General features: G+C 42.4%; 19 protein-coding genes. 14 read left to right on the forward strand and 5 right to left on the reverse strand.

Going from position 1 to position 18,008, the window contains the following annotated elements:
• Nucleotides 1–33: 33 nt before the first annotated feature.
• The gene (locus CPC19_RS10910) at nucleotides 34–966 is read left to right on the forward strand and encodes a cation diffusion facilitator family transporter (protein ID WP_035850389.1); all 933 of its coding nucleotides are present in this window, start codon (nucleotides 34–36) and stop codon (nucleotides 964–966) included.
• A gap of 2 nt (nucleotides 967–968) precedes the next feature.
• On the opposite strand, the gene CPC19_RS10915 is transcribed toward CPC19_RS10910, so the two are convergent.
• Entirely contained in the window at nucleotides 969–1,853 is an 885-nt protein-coding gene (locus CPC19_RS10915; protein WP_035850484.1) for a DMT family transporter, read from the reverse strand.
• Nucleotides 1,854–1,938: 85 nt separating this feature from the next.
• Here CPC19_RS10915 and CPC19_RS10920 point away from each other — a divergent pair, with 85 nt between their 5' ends.
• The 8 genes from CPC19_RS10920 (at nucleotide 1,939) to panD (ending at nucleotide 9,020) form a co-directional block, all read left to right on the forward strand.
• The gene (locus CPC19_RS10920) at nucleotides 1,939–2,370 is read left to right on the forward strand and encodes a thioesterase family protein (RefSeq protein WP_016389892.1); all 432 of its coding nucleotides are present in this window, start codon (nucleotides 1,939–1,941) and stop codon (nucleotides 2,368–2,370) included.
• 154 nt (nucleotides 2,371–2,524) lie between these two features.
• Nucleotides 2,525–3,829 (forward strand): polynucleotide adenylyltransferase PcnB, encoded by a 1,305-nt coding sequence (gene pcnB / locus CPC19_RS10925; RefSeq protein ID WP_015005242.1) that lies wholly within the window; start codon nucleotides 2,525–2,527, stop codon nucleotides 3,827–3,829.
• Between the two features lies 1 nt (nucleotide 3,830).
• Entirely contained in the window at nucleotides 3,831–4,334 is a 504-nt protein-coding gene (folK, locus tag CPC19_RS10930; protein ID WP_016389893.1) for a 2-amino-4-hydroxy-6-hydroxymethyldihydropteridine diphosphokinase, read from the forward strand.
• Nucleotides 4,335–4,404: 70 nt separating this feature from the next.
• Complete coding sequence (locus tag CPC19_RS10935) at nucleotides 4,405–5,070, forward strand: deoxynucleoside kinase (protein WP_015005240.1); 666 nt, start codon at nucleotides 4,405–4,407, stop codon at nucleotides 5,068–5,070.
• A gap of 18 nt (nucleotides 5,071–5,088) precedes the next feature.
• The gene (gene panB / locus CPC19_RS10940; protein ID WP_015005239.1) at nucleotides 5,089–5,901 is read left to right on the forward strand and encodes a 3-methyl-2-oxobutanoate hydroxymethyltransferase; all 813 of its coding nucleotides are present in this window, start codon (nucleotides 5,089–5,091) and stop codon (nucleotides 5,899–5,901) included.
• Between the two features lie 2 nt (nucleotides 5,902–5,903).
• Nucleotides 5,904–6,755: a pantoate--beta-alanine ligase gene (gene panC / locus CPC19_RS10945; RefSeq protein ID WP_016389894.1), complete on the forward strand. Its 852-nt coding sequence runs from the start codon at nucleotides 5,904–5,906 to the stop codon at nucleotides 6,753–6,755.
• A gap of 12 nt (nucleotides 6,756–6,767) precedes the next feature.
• The gene (locus CPC19_RS10950) at nucleotides 6,768–8,516 is read left to right on the forward strand and encodes a mechanosensitive ion channel family protein (protein ID WP_016389895.1); all 1,749 of its coding nucleotides are present in this window, start codon (nucleotides 6,768–6,770) and stop codon (nucleotides 8,514–8,516) included.
• A gap of 123 nt (nucleotides 8,517–8,639) precedes the next feature.
• Complete coding sequence (gene panD / locus CPC19_RS10955; RefSeq protein WP_015005236.1) at nucleotides 8,640–9,020, forward strand: aspartate 1-decarboxylase; 381 nt, start codon at nucleotides 8,640–8,642, stop codon at nucleotides 9,018–9,020.
• A 116-nt stretch (nucleotides 9,021–9,136) separates the two neighbouring features.
• Here the strand turns inward: panD and CPC19_RS10960 are convergent, their stop codons facing one another.
• Nucleotides 9,137–10,180: a rhodanese-like domain-containing protein gene (locus CPC19_RS10960; protein WP_016389896.1), complete on the reverse strand. Its 1,044-nt coding sequence runs from the start codon at nucleotides 10,178–10,180 to the stop codon at nucleotides 9,137–9,139.
• A gap of 72 nt (nucleotides 10,181–10,252) precedes the next feature.
• Entirely contained in the window at nucleotides 10,253–11,014 is a 762-nt protein-coding gene (locus tag CPC19_RS10965; protein WP_016389898.1) for a hypothetical protein, read from the reverse strand.
• Between the two features lie 84 nt (nucleotides 11,015–11,098).
• Between CPC19_RS10965 and CPC19_RS10970 the strand changes: the two genes are divergently transcribed.
• The 4 genes from CPC19_RS10970 to ispH all read left to right on the forward strand — a co-directional run bounded on the left by CPC19_RS10970 (nucleotide 11,099) and on the right by ispH (nucleotide 13,785).
• Complete coding sequence (locus tag CPC19_RS10970) at nucleotides 11,099–11,530, forward strand: hypothetical protein (RefSeq protein WP_016389899.1); 432 nt, start codon at nucleotides 11,099–11,101, stop codon at nucleotides 11,528–11,530.
• Between the two features lie 266 nt (nucleotides 11,531–11,796).
• Nucleotides 11,797–12,276, forward strand: coding sequence for a ribonuclease E activity regulator RraA (gene rraA, locus CPC19_RS10975; protein WP_035850485.1), 480 nt, complete (start codon nucleotides 11,797–11,799; stop codon nucleotides 12,274–12,276).
• A gap of 3 nt (nucleotides 12,277–12,279) precedes the next feature.
• The gene (locus CPC19_RS10980; RefSeq protein ID WP_016389901.1) at nucleotides 12,280–12,846 is read left to right on the forward strand and encodes a cob(I)yrinic acid a,c-diamide adenosyltransferase; all 567 of its coding nucleotides are present in this window, start codon (nucleotides 12,280–12,282) and stop codon (nucleotides 12,844–12,846) included.
• Nucleotides 12,847–13,785, forward strand: coding sequence for a 4-hydroxy-3-methylbut-2-enyl diphosphate reductase (gene ispH, locus CPC19_RS10985; RefSeq protein ID WP_016389902.1), 939 nt, complete (start codon nucleotides 12,847–12,849; stop codon nucleotides 13,783–13,785).
• Nucleotides 13,786–13,849: 64 nt separating this feature from the next.
• Here ispH and bktB read toward each other — a convergent pair whose 3' ends face one another.
• Complete coding sequence (gene bktB, locus CPC19_RS10990; RefSeq protein ID WP_015005229.1) at nucleotides 13,850–15,037, reverse strand: beta-ketothiolase BktB; 1,188 nt, start codon at nucleotides 15,035–15,037, stop codon at nucleotides 13,850–13,852.
• An 82-nt stretch (nucleotides 15,038–15,119) separates the two neighbouring features.
• On the opposite strand from bktB, the gene CPC19_RS10995 reads away from it, so the two are divergent.
• Nucleotides 15,120–15,986, forward strand: a complete 867-nt coding sequence (locus CPC19_RS10995) for an alpha/beta fold hydrolase (protein WP_016389903.1) — start codon at nucleotides 15,120–15,122, stop codon at nucleotides 15,984–15,986.
• 288 nt (nucleotides 15,987–16,274) lie between these two features.
• Here the strand turns inward: CPC19_RS10995 and CPC19_RS11000 are convergent, their stop codons facing one another.
• Nucleotides 16,275–18,008 carry a TrkA family potassium uptake protein gene (locus CPC19_RS11000; RefSeq protein ID WP_035851080.1) on the reverse strand — a complete coding sequence of 578 codons (1,734 nt, stop codon included), beginning with the start codon at nucleotides 18,006–18,008 and terminating at the stop codon, nucleotides 16,275–16,277.

The raw sequence follows: 18,008 nt of genomic DNA on the forward strand, positions 1-18,008 counted from the left end.
CACTTGCTGCATTATTATCACCTTATTTGGCCCATGTCCTCATCTTCTAAGAAAGTTATCTACGCGGCGCTCATTGGCAACAGCCTCATCTCCATTACTAAATTTATTGCTGCTTTCTACTCGGGCAGCTCTGCTATGCTCTCTGAAGGTATTCATTCGCTGGTCGACACGGGCAACCAAGTGCTACTGTTGCACGGTTTAAAAAAGGCCAAACAACCTGCTGACAAACAATTCCCTTTCGGTTATGGCAAAGAAATATATTTTTGGAGCTTTGTCGTCGCCATCCTTATTTTTGCGGTTGGCGCGGGTGTTTCTATATATGAGGGTATTCACCATATTATTGCCCCCACACCAATGGGCGACCCAACGCTAAGCTTTTGGGTCTTAGGCCTAGCCTTCGTTTTTGAAGGTGTCGCATGGTTTTTTGCCTTAAATGAATTCACTCGCAGCAAGGGCAAATGGGGATACCTTGAAGCCGTACAGCGTGGCAAAGACCCGTCTATGTTTGTTGTATTATTTGAAGACTCTGCTGCCATGCTCGGCCTGTTGATTGCCTTTCTAGGCATAGCCGCCTCTTATTACACTGGCAACCCATTATTCGATGGTATCGCCTCTGTCATTATTGGCTTAATTCTAGCAGGAACTGCCATTTGGCTTGCTTACGAAACTAAAAGTTTATTGATCGGTGAAAGTGCTAAGCCAGAGTTAGTCAGTGATATTCGACGTATTGTTAGTCATTATGACACTGTTGAGTCGATTCATGAATTACTCACCATGCATATGGGGCCAGACTTCATTATAGCGACGCTAAACGTCAACTTTAAAGACGACCTATCAACTGGCCAACTAGAACAAACCATTGCCAACATGGATTTGCAAATCAAACAAAAATATCCGCCTGTTAAACGCGTGTTTATTGAAGCACACACCATCAGCTCATCAGTAACCAAAACCCCGCAGCGTTAAGTTTATCGCTGCTTCCTAAAATTAATTTGCAACAGCACCCCCCCGACAATAAGCGCCGCTCCTAGCCCTAAAGTCATGGTAAACGGCTCACCAAGCCATATGGTTGACGATAATATCCCCATTAATGGCACCATTAGCAAGCCTAGCGAAACAGTCATCGCCGGTAAAATTTGCGTTGCCCTTATAGATGCCCATTGAGCCAGCGCCGTCGCCAGCATGCCGTTATATAACAAAATAAGCACCAGCTCAGCACTCCAAACAACAGCTTGTGTATTAGAAAACCAAGCGTAGGGCACCACGATCAGTAAAGCCACCATAATTTGCCAGGGCGTTAACTCCAGCACACTGCCTTTCCATTTATGTTGTCTAATATGCAAAATAGATATTGCCCAAACCATCGCCGCCACTAGCAATAATATATTGCCCTTAACCACCGAGGCATCATTCCAATCAAAACCTAATGGGTTAAACAGAATTAATAGACCGCAAATTCCAACAGCTGCCCCGACCAACTTTATTCGCGAGACCGGTTCTTTTAAAACAAAATAGGCGCCAGGCGTCACCCACAATGGCGTGGTATAAGCCAGTAACGCGGCCCTTCCAGCATTCACCTCAGTTAAGCCCATATTTATTAAGGTTACAAAGACAGCAAACTGCATCACCCCGACACCTAAAACAATAGGAATATCCTGCCGATGCGGCCGCTTTAAACGTCCCAAGAATAAAAGTAAAACCGAAATAGTAACCAGCGCTATACCCAATCGTGCAGCCGCGAACCAAAGGGGGTCTATCGACCTTAAACCAATTTTTATAATCGGCCAATTTACCCCCCAAATAATCACTATTAAGATCAATAAAACCCATGCAGAAGATAATAATTTATTCACATTCTTGGCCCATTTAGAAAAATACAATATAGCATTACATAATGCTCCTCTATAATGTGAATCACCAATCAATATTGAGGGCGACATGACCAGATTATCTATCACGTACCCAGAACACACCTTATTCAGTTGTACGTTACCTGTTCGCATCGGCGATATTAATTACGGCCAGCATCTAGCACACGACAAGCTCATTTCAATGCTGCATGAAGCTCGCGCCCAATTTTTTATCCACGTTGGTATGCAAGAGTCAAACATTGCTGGCTTGGGCATCATCATGGCCGATTTATCTATCTGCTACCAAGCTGAAGCTTTTCACCCTGACCAGCTAAACATCGACATTGCCATAGAAGACCCAAGCCGTTGTGGCTTCAATATGCTCTATCAAGTCAGTAAGAATAACGGGGAAACCATTATTGCCACTGCGAAGACAGGCTTACTGTTTATGGATTACCATAAGAAAAAAATAAGCGCCATGCCTAAGGAGTTTAAACAGCTCATCGACCCGGACTTATAAAAACACATACCCGTTATACAGGCATTCTTTAGCACGTCCAAAACGCTTAGAAATGGCAAAAATAACGCAAAACAACCCTATTGCTAATATACGTTACAATACAATTGTTCATCAAGAACCTAATCATTGACTACTGACTACATTAAAAACTAATTTGTTAACTCAACATAAACCAACCACTTACACATTACACGAACTCGGTTTATCTGCCGATAAACTTGACCGCCACGCTGTTTCAATTACTGACCGCTTGGTTAAAGCAGGCTTTGAAGCTTATTTAGTTGGCGGTTGTGTTCGCGACTTATTATTAGGACTACACCCTAAAGACTTCGATGTTTCCACCAATGCCGAACCTGAAGAAGTCCAAGCGCTATTCAAAAACTGCCGATTAATTGGCCGCCGTTTTCGGCTCGCACATATTCATTTTGGTCGCCATATTATTGAAGTAGCGACTTTTCGCGGGCCTCACGTTAAACACGATAAAAATGACAGCCATGCTCATCGAGATGGCCGCCTATTGCGTGATAATGTTTATGGAACCTTAGAAGAAGATGCTTGGCGCCGTGATTTTACCGTTAACGCGCTGTATTTAGACCCTAAGAAAAAGACCGTTATTGATTACGTTGGCGGCATTAAAGACCATCAAAATAGAGTCTTACGGCTAATGGGCGACCCTGTCACCCGCTTTAAAGAAGACCCGGTAAGGCTCCTTCGCGCTGTTCGGTTTCAAGCAAAGTTAAACTTTCAAATAGAAAACGACACCGCCGCACCTATGCTCGAAATGGCACCGTTGCTAAAAGATATTCCTTCTGCTCGTTTGTATGATGAAACACTCAAACTTTTCCTCAATACAGACGCAAATCAAATTTTCGACGCACTCCGTCAATATGGTCTATTTGAAGCGCTTTTCCCGCAGACCGACTTATGTCTTAAAAAAGCTACTTCTGATAAACCACTTGGGCTTCTTAAACAAGCCATGAGCAACACAGAAACCCGCTTAAAGAATCAGCAACACGTCACCCCTTATTTTTTATTGGCCACCTTGCTCTGGGAACCTGTCCGCCGGCTTATTGAACAAAACAGGTCATCATTCAGTAATGATACGCAGGCCATTCATGCAGCAGCCAATGAAGTCATTGCACACCAGGTTAGCCGACTAGCTATCCCAAAGCGGATGACCACACCCATGCGTGAGGTTTGGGCTTTGCAACCACGCTTTCATAAGCAAATTGGCGTGCGATGTTTGCGCTTTTTAGAACATCCGCGCTTTCGTGCGGCTTATGATTTTATGCTATTAAGGGCGCAGTACGGAGAGGTGGATGAAAAAATTGCCGATTGGTGGACTCATATCCAAACACTAGACCCTACTGAACAAAAGCTAATGACACGGCCCAATCAGTTCAAACATAAAAGAAAATCACGCAAGAAGCCCCCTAAACCAAACAACACTGAGCTTTAACGTGCAACACTCTGTTTCCGCCTATATTGGATTGGGTAGCAATTTATCAAACCCTACGCAACAAGTACTAACCGCTATTGAGCGCCTTAAGCAACTAAAAAACTGCTCGCTTGAGTTGGTCTCCAGCTTGTACCAAACGCCTCCGATGGGGCCTCAAGATCAGCCTGACTACACTAATGCTGTGGCTAAAGTCAGTACCTCGCTTACGCCCTATGAGCTATTAACTTCATTACAAGCCATCGAAAATCAACACGGTAGAACACGGGACTCGGGGCGTTGGGGCGCAAGAACATTAGATTTAGATATATTGCTTTATGATGCACTGGTTTCTCAAGACCCAGAACTGACCCTCCCTCACCCTGGGATCGCTTCTAGAGCTTTTGTTTTATACCCATTAATTGAACTCAACAAAGATCTCAACATCCCTACCTTAGGCCCTGTTCAAACCTTAATAGACAAGTTGAATGACAGCGCACCCACACGTCTCGATTCAGCCAAAATTTAACCGATGATGGCTTGAAACATATCGTCGTATCGTGCAAAGTTCTCTTCTCACCCATAGAAAGCATTAAACCTTGGATAATCACACTTTAGAAACCGCTCACCCACCCAAGTTCATTGCTGTTGAAGGCCCTATTGGCGTCGGCAAAAGCAGCTTAGCGAAAAAACTTGCAGCAAGTTTTTCGTGCGACCTCGCGCTGGAAAAAGCCGATGAAAACCCCTTTTTAGAACATTTCTATACGCACACCAACCAATCCGCATTACCCGTTCAACTGCATTTTTTAACGGAACGAGCAAAACAATGGAACGAATTAAGCCAAAATGAGCTTTTCTCAACAGGTGTTGTGGCTGATTTTATGCTCGAAAAAGATCGTTTATTTGCGAAGCTCACCCTGACGGATGAAGAGTACAAATTATATGATCAAATGTATCAATCACTTGCCATACAAACAACAAAAGCCGACTTGGTCGTCTACTTACAAGCCCCCGTTAATACTTTACAATCTAGAATAAGAAAACGCGGCATTAAGCACGAAAAGAATATCAGCGGAGAGTACCTACAAAAACTCTCCAATGCTTACACTGAATTTTTCCATCATTATGATTCAGGGCCCTTACTTATCGTCAACGCAAGCGACATCAACCCTGTTGATAACGATGAGGACTACGAGCAACTGCTAAAACACATCTGCTCTACACGCGCAGGTCGCCACTATTTAAACCCCTTACCCATTTTATAACCCCTTTTTGAGATCGACATGAGCCAACATTCAAGCCATAAAAAAATCACCAATACCGACTTACTCACCATGAAAAAACGTGGCGAAAAAATTGTCAGCCTTACCGCTTATGATGCCAGTTTTGCGCATATTCTTGATAAAGCGGGCGTTGAAATGGTACTGGTTGGCGACTCACTCGGCATGGTTGTCCAGGGCCAGTCAAGCACCGTTCCTGTTACAGTAGAAGAAATGGCTTATCACTCAAAAATCGTTTCACGCGGCTTAGAACGCGCTCTGTTGGTCACTGACCTACCGTTTATGAGTTACCCCGATCCTCATACAGCGGTTGATAATGCAGCTATTTTAATGCAGCAAGGCTACGCCAATATGGTTAAGCTTGAAGGTGGCCAAAAAATTCTCGACAGTGTGCAACATATTGTCGATCAGGGCATTCCCGTCTGCGGACACCTTGGGTTATTACCACAGTCGGTCAACCAATTAGGCGGGTATCGCGTCCAAGGTAAGGATGACACACAGGCAAACATAATGATTGAAGACGCTAAGTGTCTTGAACAAGCCGGTGCCAGTGCAATTGTTGTTGAGTGCATTCCTTCATCCTTAGCTAAAAGAATTACCGCCTCTGTTAGTATCCCTATTATCGGTATTGGCGCAGGTGTTGAGTGCGACGGGCAAGTCTTGGTCAGCTATGATATGTTGGATATTACTGCTGGTAAACGCCCCAACTTTAGTAAAGATTTTATGCTTGAGGCAGGTAATGTTTCAGCCGCCGTTAACGCCTATGTTGAAGCTGTAAAAAATAAAACATTCCCTGCAGAAGAACACTCGTTTTAACTATGCTTGTTGTAGCAACCATTAAAGAATTACAAAACGCCCTCCATAAACACCGGCAAGCAAATAAAAAAATTGCTGTCGTACCCACCATGGGGAACTTACACGAAGGGCACCTTGCGTTGGTTAAAACTGCTCAACAACACGCTGATATCGTTGTGGTAACCTTATTCGTTAACCCTACACAATTTGGTGCCAACGAAGACTTAGATAGCTACCCGCGTACCTTTCAAGATGACTGCGACAAGCTTGATGCGCTCAATACAAGCATTCTTTTTGCACCCAACATTGATGAAATGTACCCGTTAGGTGGCGATCAAACAACCCACGTACACGTTCCCAATATGACCCAAGTTTTATGTGGCGCTTCACGACCCGGGCATTTTGATGGGGTGACCACCATTGTGTCCAAATTGTTTAACATTACCCGTGCTGACATTGCTATATTTGGTGAGAAAGATTATCAGCAATTGGCCGTTATTCGTCGCATGGTGAATGACTTAAATATCCCCATCAAGATTATCGGAAAACCAATCGTTAGAGAACCTGATGGATTAGCCATGAGTTCTCGTAATGGTTACTTATCTGAAAAAGAGCGACGAATAGCCCCTCGTCTTCATCAACTTTTACAGACCATTAAACAAGAAATTATTGAAGGAAACCATGATTTAAAAAGCCTAGAAAGTCAGGCCATAACAGACTTAATCGAAGCTGGTTTTAAACCCGACTACCTACAAATTTATCAGCGCAGCGAACTTAGGCCCGCCACTGAAAACGATAAAGAAATTATTATTCTTGCAGCGGCTTTTCTGGGTTCAACAAGGCTAATCGACAACATATACGTTAACCGTTCATAAGCATTATTAACCATGAAATATACGTTACTGACCCTTATACTTCTTCTCAACACCAGCCTTTGCTTTGCAGAAAACGCTGACTCTACAGAGAATGACAATGACCATCAGGTGGTCAGCGCAGAAGCCTTAGGCCTTAGTTCGCCAAGGGATACTTTTGCAACATTCTTGCACAGCATGAATGATATTAAACGTGGTCAGCCAGAAAAAATTAATAAGGCCATCAGCACACTAGATTTATCAGCTATCAACCCACTGGTTCGAGATGAAAAAGGCCGTGACCTAGCATGGATGTTACTTGAAGCCATTGATAAAACCCGCATCGTAAAGCTTGAGAACATTCCAGATAATAAATCAGGCCCTCCCTACGTCTTTGCTCAATACAAAAATGACACTATCAGTATTGTTAAATCATACAATGATCGTTGGTTGTTTAGCCAAGAAACGCTTTCATCGCTCCCCAACATTATTGACCAACTTGCGTCTAAAAAAACCCTAAAAGTTGAGGATCAAAACGCACAGTTTATTCCTTGGCATATTCAATTTCGTCGGCAATTACCCGACACCCTTAAAACGCGCTCTTTCTTGCTTGAAAATTGGAAATGGTTAGGGGTTTTATTGTCTATCGCGCTCGGCGTTATCGCTGACAAAGTTGCCGCTTTCTCACTGCAATTAATGGTGTTAAATTTCCGCAGAAAAACTAAGACGCCGGCCTTCAAAGAAGCACCTGAAGATATGCTTAGGCCGTTGGCGATGCTCGCCATGGCTGCTATTTGGTGGGCTGGTTTAAACCTCCTTGCACTGCCAGAACAGGCAATGGTTATTTTATTGGTTGCCGTTAAAGTTCTCGCAGGCATTGCGGGTGTTTGGGGTGCTTATAGACTGGTTGATTTTGTCACTCTCTATTTACATTACCAAGCCAGCAAAACTGACAATAAAGTAGATGATGTTCTTGTTCCCCTTATTAGAAAAACATTAAAAGTTTTCGTCACTGTCATAGGCATTACCTTTATTGCTTCTAATTTAAATTTGAACGTTTCAAGCCTACTGGCTAGTTTAGGCCTTGGCGGTTTAGCATTTGCTCTGGCTGCAAAAGATGTCGTACAAAACTTATTCGGCTCGATCACGGTTATTCTCGATCAAACTTTCCATAATGGCGATTGGATCGTCGTTAACGATATCGAGGGCAGCGTCGAAGAAGTGGGGTTACGAAGCACCAAAATACGCACCTTTTATGATTCCCTTATTACGCTGCCTAATGCTATTTTTATCAATGCAAAGGTCGACAATATGGGGCAGCGCCGCTATCGCCGACTTAGCTGTAACGTAGCCTTAACGTACGATACACCTCCCGATAAAATTGAAGCCTTCTGCGAGGGTGTAAGAGAAATTATTAGACTGCACCCATACATGAGAAAAGATTATTTTCATGTTTACCTCAATTCACTGGGCGCCTCTTCGCTAGATGTTCTTGTTTATGTCTTTTGGGAAACGCCTGATTGGAGTACCGAATTACGAGAGCGTCAACGTTTTCTATTAGATATATTACGTCTGGCAAAAGCACAGCATGTTGACATTGCATTCCCAACACAAACCTTACATTTATTAACGCCAAACGATGTAGCTGACAATAACAAAGAAGGCACGGCAGTCCCTTCTGACTCTTCTATAAATACACTGTCAGAACAATTCAAACGCTCTGCAAAAGACATTGTTTCTCAATCGATAGACCCAGACAATAAACCCCCGCCAGTAAAGTTCTAACGAATATTTGAATTTTATAGCCCTATGATTTATAAAGAATTATTGCATATGCACATTATTGTTGATGAAAAACGACATATGAGGCATAATTCCCCTCCTATTTAGTCAATCTAGCTTATTTTTATGCGTTCTACGATGTTACAAACAAAGTTACATAGAGCTACTGTAACTCACAGCGAACTTCATTATGAAGGATCCTGTGCTATTGATGGAAGCCTACTCGATCTTTCAGGTATTCGTGAGTACCAACAAATTGACATTTATAATGTTAATAATGGCGAACGCTTCACTACATATGCTATTAGAGCAGAAGATAACAGCGGTATTATTTCTGTTAATGGTGCGGCTGCACGTCGCGCAACAGAAGGCGATATTTTAATTATTTGCGCTTATTCAGAATACAGCGAAGCAGAACTGGCTACCTTTAAACCTTGCCTGGTATACCTTGACGATAATAATGGCGTTAAAGAAACAAAAAACGCCATTCCTGTGCAGGCAGCATAGTTCAAACATATTGAGCAAAACCCGGTGAGAGTTCACCGGGTTTTTTTATGCCTAATAAACAACTTGGACTTAAGCCTATAAGCGACCAATTTGCTTTTTAATAGGTTCTTTAACGGTTATCGCTCAACTGGAAACGCAAGCTTATTCCACGCCAGCATGCCACCTTTCATATTCTTAACATTATGAAACCCCAGCCCTTTTAAAATGGCGGCTGCAGTCGTACTTCTAGCGCCTGACCGACACACTAAGATAACTTCTTTCTTTTTAAGTGGCTCCAAGTCTTCTATTACTTTAGGTAATGAGCGCATTGGAATTAAACGACTACCGGCTATATGCCCAAGCTCACCAGTGAATTCAGAGTCCTCCCTTACATCAATAATTACGCAGTTATCGGTGGTTTCTTCGAGTCGATTTTTTACCGCGGCGGGTTCCATTTGTAATACTTGATTTAACTCTGCAATCATTGGAAATTTAATAAGGTCATCATCGACCTCGCTTTGGTTGATCTGTAAAACTTCTTGAATTTTTTCAGGAAGTGGCAGGTTCAAATTATCCATAATCTCGATATATTCCTCGCGCGTTTTCCCCGCTATTCGGGGATTTGTTGCCTTCTCTAAACCAACCGTTGTTTCTGTATTGCCACGGTAATCATGCGCAGGGAATAACAAGGTTTTATCAGGCAGAGTAAAAATTTTATCCGTAATAGAGTCATATTGATCACCAGCATTTCCACCAGCAAAATCTGACCGCCCTGTGCCTTGAATCAAAATAACATCGCCCGTTAAAACCCTGTCATCATTAACATAGAAACTAACGCTATCTGGAGTATGCCCGGGGGTATGCAGCACTTTAATATGTATATTACCAACCGTTAACTCATCACCATCAATATAGCGCTTATCTACTGTTGGTTGTGGTGATAGCTCATGCATCATCACAAGGCAGTTCGTTAATCGCCTAAGGGCTGTACAGGCTGAACGATGGTCGGCATGCGTATGCGTATCTGCGACAAATTTTAATGTAAGGCGGTGATAGGCCAATATCGCAAGGTAGCGATCTATATAGCTATCAACCGGGTCAATGATAGCGGCCTGCCCAGCATCTAAGTCCGCTATTAAATATGTCTTACAGTTGATATTATTTAATTCTTGAAAAAACATAACACAACCCCTTTTATTCTAATTGTCTATTACCTTATATTAATGACTTATATCAATCCATGATTTATCTCATCAATTAGCGTTAATCCACCCTATCTCTCTCGCTGTTTCTACACCTATCACAGATTGTTTTAACGACTCTGGCATAATTGACTCGTCTTCATTGATTGGAATCTTACCCGCCATTATCTCGGCCTTTGACTGACGATAGCGCAGATTAGGTGATGCAAAACCACTTGGGTAACTCGGCTGCCCCGTTGTTAAACTATATTTATCCGACGCGCCCACTGTATGCAATAACTCATGTGCAATAACCAAATTATTCTGCTCATCATACTCAGCTGAAGCATACGCATTGACCACGCCAATCAAACCTTTTTGCAAACCCAACGAATGTGCTAACGGCTGATTAGCATTGACTGGATGATAACGCACAAAAATATTCACTGTGTTTCTATGACTATCGACAGCCTGTTGGTATGACCAAAACCGTAAGCGTAGACTCCAAAAAATCACCTTTAATATATTACCATCTGTTGGTGGAAAGGGTGGTTGCTGCATGATTTCTGGCTTTAGTGTGATAACGATAGGGTCCGCATCAAATTCCCTATATGTCGCCCATTGCACCTTGAAAAACTGATTTAGACTGAGAAAGTCTTGAGCCGTTAAGGCATTAATATATTGACCTGTTAATACGTCCCCGCCAGCATTAATAGGGTAAATAGATACCTCTAATGGTTTAATCCAAGCCATGGTATCAAGACGTTGCAATTTGCTATAAAAAGCGACAAAAATAAGGATCAGTAATAACAATATAATCCTGAGTAATTTCATATTACTATGCAAAGTATTTTAAAAATTTGCACTCTCCATTAAAGATCATATAATTGTACCTCCTTAGTTAACGGGGCTTCGCCTATGTTATTAGCTTTCATTCTTCTTATATTAGTGGTGTTAGCACTCGTTTACTACAAAAAGAAAACACCACGCACCTCTTCAAAAGCAAACACCTCGACAGAACGTCAACAACAGCGAATTCAATCAATGATTGATTCAAAAAAATACTGGGGTTTTTATATTGAACCCCGCGATGAAAAAAATTGCTGTACCTCTGTTCTGGCCCTTCGTAAAAAGCACTTCCCTATCAATAGCATTCCCGCCTTGCCGTTAGACGACTGCTCAAAAAAAATATGCCATTGTAAACATGTGGGTTTAGTCGAAAAAAGAAGGCCCGTTTATCAGCGCCGCAGAACTAATGACCGCCGTGGCAGTATTAGGTTTGAAGAAGTATCAGATCGACGTTCACATTCAGACCGTCGGTCTAGTAATTGGGTACAATATAGGCATTAGCCTGTCTGTTCAACGCGACAAAATACCCCCCTTTCAATTTCTGTGTTTTCTTTCTTTTACGCTTAACGAATCTATTGTTAACTGCGTTGCTATACCCATTCGTATAAAAAACACTCTTAGTCAAATATCATAACCTAATCATTTAGCTTTCATGTGCTTTCTCCAAGAAGAGCCCCTCATATTTATCACACTCAATACAAAGTATCTCTGCTGATAAAAAGAACTGGTTTATAATGCTTAAAAGTATACTCTACGAGTTAAAAATCATGACTTTTAAAACAGCAGACCTATGTGATGACTATTCAGATAACCTGCAGATTGCGACCCCCATGTTTCAGTCTTTTGGTGGTCACAAAACCTTTAATGGCACTATTCAAACGGTAAAAGTCTTCGAAGACAATGTATTCGTTCGTGAAATGCTATCCCAAAAAGTAAACGGCGATGTTTTAGTCGTAGATGGTGGGGGTTCTTTACGTTGCGCTTTGCTTGGCGACATGCTCGCTGAAATGGGGCACCAAAATGGCTGGAGTGGTGTCATTATCTATGGCTGCATTCGAGATTCCGTTGATATAAATAAAATGCCTATTGGAGTACGTGCATTACAAACCAACCCTCTAAAAAGTATTAAAAAGGGCTGGGGAGATAAAAACATTCCTGTCACCTTTGCTGGCGTCACTTTTAACCCTGGCCACTACCTTTATGCAGACGAGGATGGCATTATTCTTTCAAAAAAGGCTCTACTTTAATTTATGGGACATCGGCTTTCTAAAATTTACACCCGAACTGGTGATGCTGGCACCACTGGCTTAGGAGATGGTACTCGGGTAGATAAAGACTCACTACGTGTTGAGGCATATGGCACTGTTGACGAATTGAACAGTCAAATTGGCCTAGTGATTGCCTTCGGCATAGAAAAAAAGATAGCCGATCAACTGCTAGACATACAACACGATCTTTTTGACCTAGGCAGCGAATTATGCGTGCCAGGCTATAGCGCTATCAACGACAGCCACACGGATTTGCTCGAAAAAGTTCTAGACGAACATAATGCAACACTACCCGCCTTAAAAGAGTTTATTTTACCCGGTGGTAATCTCGCAGCAGCAAGCTGCCATATTGCAAGAACCGTATGCAGGCGATCTGAGCGAATTGTTGTGCGCCTAATGCGAGAAGAAAAAATCAATCCACCCGTTATAAAATACCTCAACAGACTATCCGATTTATTATTCGTTTTATGCCGAGTACTGGCCCGCCAAGACGGCCAATCAGAAATCCTCTGGGATAAAAATCGCCAACCAGAAAAAGGTAAGCAGTAAATGCAAATATTTTTAGCTAATCCTCGTGGTTTCTGCGCCGGTGTTGACCGTGCCATTGAGATCGTCGAGCGCGCACTTGAATTACTCGGTTCACCCATATACGTTCGACACGAAGTCGTACATAACCGTTTTGTGGTAGAGAATTTAAAGAAAAGAGGCGCCATTTTTGTTGAAGAGCTTAACGAAGTCCCCGATGACTCAACTGTTATCTTTAGCGCTCACGGCGTCTCTAAAGCAGTAGAAGACGAAGCAAAACGCCGTCAATTAAATGTTTTTGATGCGACCTGCCCCTTGGTAACTAAAGTCCATATGGAAGTTGTTAGTAATGCAAAAAAAGGCCGTTGCGTTATCCTCATTGGACACAAAGGCCATCCAGAAGTAGAAGGCACAATGGGGCGCTATGAACAACAAAACCCAGATGTTCGAATTATCCTCGTAGAATCCCCTGAGGATGTAGAGTCATTAGAAATACCAGCAAATACAGGGCTTTCCTATGTAACACAGACAACCCTTTCAATGGATGATACCAGTTCAATTATTGATGCTTTACGTGATAAATTCCCACATATTACTGGTCCTAAAAAAAGCGATATTTGTTATGCCACACAAAACCGCCAAGATGCGGTCAAAGAACTCGCCGAAAAATCAGATTTAGTATTAGTCGTTGGCTCACCGAATAGTTCAAACTCAAACAGGCTTCGCGAAATTGCTGAAAAACTTGGCAAACCTGCTTACCTGATTGATGGCTCAGAGGATATTGATAAGCGTTGGCTAGAAGGCGTACACAGTATCGGCGTAACAGCGGGAGCCTCCGCACCTGAAGAACTCGTTCAACGAGTCATCGATCAACTTAAATGCTGGGGTGGTGAAACAGCTCTTGAAACCCCTGGTATTCAAGAAAAGGTAACGTTTTCCTTACCTAAAGCTCTACAAAAATAATATTCTTTTTAGAGCATAAAAAAACGGGCTTAGAGCCCGTTTTTTTATGTCTAACCCTATTAAACTACATGCGTTCCCAAAGAGTCGCTATACCTTGCCCACCACCAATACACAAAGTAGCCAATGCGTATTTGCCTTGAACACGCTCTAACTCATGCAGTGCTTTTACAACAATAATATTTGCAGATGCCCCGATTGGGTGACCTAATGAAATCCCACTTCCGTTAACATTCACCTTATCCATTGGAAGGTCAAGTTCTCGACAAACGCTTAACGCCTGGGCAGCAAACGCTTCATTCACCTCAAACACATCAATATCGCCAATCGTCAAACCTGTTGCCGCTAAAATTTTCTCAACAGCAGGTACAGGACCAATCCCCATAATTTCTGGTTCAACACCAGCATGGGAGTAAGCCACTAATTTTGCCATCGGTTTTAAACCACGCGCTTCTGCTGCCTCTTTAGCCATCAATACCATTGCAGACGACGCATCGTTAATGCCCGATGCATTACCCGCTGTGATGCTACCGTCTTTCTTAAAGGCTGGGCGCATACCAGATAACTTCTCAACGCTGATATCAGGACGAACATGCTCGTCTTTATCAAAGACCGTCACACCCTTACGCGTTTTAATTTCTACTGGAACAATTTGACTATCAAAACGACCTTCTGCTTGTGCACGCGCTGCATTTTGATGACTCGTCACGGCTAATGCGTCTTGGTCTTCTCGAGAAATATTGTATTTATCTGCTAAGTTTTCAGCCGTCATCCCCATATGACCTGTTCCAAATGGATCAGTTAATGCGGAGATCATTAAATCAATCATTTGACCAGCACCCATTTTTTGCCCCCAACGAGCGCCAGGTAAGGCATACAAGGAGTTACTCATTGATTCAACACCGGCACCAATGGCAACGTCATAATCACCTAGCATAATCCCTTGCGCAGCATCCACAATAGCTTGCATACCACTGCCACAGAGCCTGTTGACCGCAACACAAGATGTTTCACAAGGAATACCCGCTTCGATTTGTGCAATACGAGCAGTATAAGGCGCCCTCTCTTCTTCAGGAACAACCGTACCCATCACCACCATACCAACCTCTGCAGGTTCAATACCTGATCTGGCAACACTTTCCTTGAGCGTAATGGCCGCTAAGGTGCTCGGCTCTACGGTTTTTAAACTTCCACCAAAATCACCAATCGCAGTTCTGACAGCGCTTAGTACGACAACCTCTCTTACTTCACTCATGCTTCTCTCCAAATTTTAGGTTATGCTTTATAAAACAACAGTTCGATTATAGATGCATCGCAACAATAAATCATCAAATAACATGAAAACTCAATACCTTACTAGCTGTTCCACTGAAGGCTTACACCACCTTGCTTACACCGATTGGGGTAACAAAGATAACCCCAATATTCTTGTTTGTTCGCATGGTTTAACACGTAACAAGCATGATTTTGATGCACTGGCTAATAAACTATCTACTGAACGTAGAGTCATCTGTTTTGATTTACCCGGCCGTGGTGAAAGTGATTGGTTAAACGATAAATCAGCCTATGATTACAAACAATATATCGTAGATGCTTTGATGATTATTGCTCGAACAGGTGCCAACAAAATTGATTGGCTAGGCACCTCAATGGGCGGCCTATTAGGCATGATGCTCGCCTCGTTGGAAAACTCACCCATTAAATCGTTAATCCTCAATGATGTTGGCCCGTTTGTCCCTAAGGCCGCCTTAATTCGTATCGCTAACTATGTGGGCAAACTACCTTATTATGATACAGCCCAAGAGCTTGAGAACTATATGCGAACCACCTACGCTGGCTTTGGAGACCTAAGCGATGAACAATGGAAACATTTGTTACGTTATGGGCAAAAGAAATTAGATAATGGGCAAATAACGCTTAATTATGACCCCGGTATTTCTCTCGCCTTTAACCATCAACCCATTGAGGATATCGATTTATGGCCTATATGGAATAATATTCAGCAGCGAGCCTTGATTATTCGCGGCGAAAACTCTGACCTGTTAGCACGCTCAACAACTGAACAAATGCTTGAACAACACCCTAACGCTGAGTTTTTAGAAATACCGAATACGGCCCACTCTCCAGCACTCATGAATAATGCTGATATTCACTCAATTGAACAATGGCTTGATAAAGCCGAACCAAACAGCTTTATCGTTTGAGAGAGACTTATGCCCCTTTGGGTATAAAGCCGAACCAAACAGCTTTATCGTTTGAGAGAGACTTATGCCCCTTTGGGTATAAAGCCGAACCAAACAGCTTTATCGTTTGAGAGAGACTTATGCCCCTTTGGGTATAAAGCCGAACCAAATAGCTTCATCGTTTGAGAGAGACTTATGCCCCTTTGGGTATAAAGCCGAACCAAATAGCTTCATCGTTTGAGAGAGACTAGCCAACCTCAACCACCTTATTATTTGAGCAGGGCTACTATCTTTATACTCTAAACACGTTTAACTCACTATGTTTTTTCTTTCCAGCCATTTAAACAAATAACCTCGCGCTGGATCTTTCCCTGTTAACAAGTACTCTAGGGTATATCTATTGGACAAGTTAGACTCTAGAAATATTTTTTCTTTTGGCTGCATACAAAATAATATTTCATCATTCACTCTTAACTGCAAATCATTGGCAGGTAATACTTTAATCACCTTCCCCCGACGAAGAACCAACGGAACCATTTTTAACGCGTTTTCTCTGTTCGATGGTTTTTTGTAAATATCGCCTAAACTAACCTCGCCATTATTTGATAGCTTGGCACACACCGCAGGGGCTGTTTTCTTATCAAGAATATACGTCCTAAGAGCAGGAAAATTGCCGCCTACCTCTAGTGCGAGTCTATTGGTTATATCTGCAAGTTTTGAGGGGTCATTCTCATACAATAACCTAAGGTGTGCAAAAAAGGATTTCAATAATGGCGCCATCAGCATAAATAAAACCATTCGAGCGATGACTAAACTGGGTTGCAAAATATAGTCTACATCTGCTTTTTTAAACAGCACTTCGTTAACATGTCTGTTTTGCCTGACGATAGAAAACAGCGATGGGTTTTCCCTATTCGCTTGATGTACCATGCTTAAGTTGAACGTATCGTTGTCTGTACCGGCGACTAAACCCACACAGCCCTTCAACCCTGCTTTATTTAAGTTTTCTAAGTTTGCTCTTCCTAAGACAGCGTGATCGGCAATCTCCTCAACATTTTCAACCAGTGGTTCGACTACTGTCAGATCAATCCCTTTTTCACAGAGTTTCTTATAAACAATTTGCCCCATCCGACCATGCCCACACAAAATCCACCGACCTGCTTTCAGTGGGCAAATATTGCGATCCAATGTTGCCCCTGGCTCTCCTGACATCCATTCATTCAATGTATGTACGGTGGGGTTATAAATGATTAAGCTGAGGTAACTTGCAAAAACACGAAATGGATCAACAACATGCGTGTCCCCACCAATGGCTAAAATTTCACTCTCATTTTCTGCGGAGGTTGAACGACAAATAATTTTAATATCAGGCCTTAATATTCTCGCCGACACAGCTACTTTTAGATTAGCTTCTTCATCATTGGACAAAATTAAGACACCGATACACTTATCCCTTTCAATACCAGCATCTAGCAAATAGCGCGGTACCGTTGCGTCTGCGCAAAGCCCCAATACCTTGGATTTATAGTTACGCAAATCGAGCGCTTTAATACGTTCATTGTCCAACTCTAAAACAACCGCGGAAAAGCCTGCATTGGTCAAACCACGCAATAAGAGACTGCCTGTATCTCCAAAGCCACACACCAAATAATAATCTCTGCTTTTTTTTCTAACCGCTCGTATAAATTTCTCTTCAGCAAAAGCCGAATATAGATAGGGGTTCTTTAATAAAGAAATTATTTTTCCAACCGTATACAGCCAAGTAATGACACTAATATATAAGCAGCAAATTGCCCATATTCTTTGTGCATCACTAAAGGGCCTAGGTAATTCCCCAAACCCTGTTGTTGTAGCGGTATACGCAAGGAAATAATACGCATGGAAAAATGACATATACGTCGTTTGGCCATTTGCATCCGGCAGACCGGGCACTAACACCATCCCTAAAATGCACAAAGCATACACAGATATAAAAATAATAATCGGTGTGCGCATATGGCGCAGCACGATGAACGATACTCTACCCAGTGATGAGCCTGACAT

The organism is Cycloclasticus sp. PY97N (genome assembly GCF_002443175.1).
GTDB classification, from domain to species: Bacteria; Pseudomonadota; Gammaproteobacteria; order Methylococcales; family Cycloclasticaceae; genus Cycloclasticus; species Cycloclasticus pugetii.

Bases quoted from the DNA above. Each gene is read 5' to 3' on its own strand.
- CPC19_RS10910 (WP_035850389.1), top strand. From the start codon at position 34: ATGTCCTCATCTTCTAAGAAAGTTATCTACGCGGCGCTCATTGGCAAC.
- CPC19_RS10920 (WP_016389892.1), top strand. From the start codon at position 1,939: ATGACCAGATTATCTATCACGTACCCAGAACACACCTTATTCAGTTGT.
- panB (WP_015005239.1), top strand. From the start codon at position 5,089: ATGAGCCAACATTCAAGCCATAAAAAAATCACCAATACCGACTTACTC.
- panC (WP_016389894.1), top strand. From the start codon at position 5,904: ATGCTTGTTGTAGCAACCATTAAAGAATTACAAAACGCCCTCCATAAA.
- CPC19_RS10950 (WP_016389895.1), top strand. From the start codon at position 6,768: ATGAAATATACGTTACTGACCCTTATACTTCTTCTCAACACCAGCCTT.
- panD (WP_015005236.1), top strand. From the start codon at position 8,640: ATGCGTTCTACGATGTTACAAACAAAGTTACATAGAGCTACTGTAACT.
- CPC19_RS10960 (WP_016389896.1), bottom strand. From the start codon at position 10,180: ATGTTTTTTCAAGAATTAAATAATATCAACTGTAAGACATATTTAATA.
- CPC19_RS10965 (WP_016389898.1), bottom strand. From the start codon at position 11,014: ATGAAATTACTCAGGATTATATTGTTATTACTGATCCTTATTTTTGTC.
- CPC19_RS10970 (WP_016389899.1), top strand. From the start codon at position 11,099: ATGTTATTAGCTTTCATTCTTCTTATATTAGTGGTGTTAGCACTCGTT.
- rraA (WP_035850485.1), top strand. From the start codon at position 11,797: ATGACTTTTAAAACAGCAGACCTATGTGATGACTATTCAGATAACCTG.
- CPC19_RS10980 (WP_016389901.1), top strand. From the start codon at position 12,280: ATGGGACATCGGCTTTCTAAAATTTACACCCGAACTGGTGATGCTGGC.
- ispH (WP_016389902.1), top strand. From the start codon at position 12,847: ATGCAAATATTTTTAGCTAATCCTCGTGGTTTCTGCGCCGGTGTTGAC.
- bktB (WP_015005229.1), bottom strand. From the start codon at position 15,037: ATGAGTGAAGTAAGAGAGGTTGTCGTACTAAGCGCTGTCAGAACTGCG.
- CPC19_RS10995 (WP_016389903.1), top strand. From the start codon at position 15,120: ATGAAAACTCAATACCTTACTAGCTGTTCCACTGAAGGCTTACACCAC.
- CPC19_RS11000 (WP_035851080.1), bottom strand. From the start codon at position 18,008: ATGTCAGGCTCATCACTGGGTAGAGTATCGTTCATCGTGCTGCGCCAT.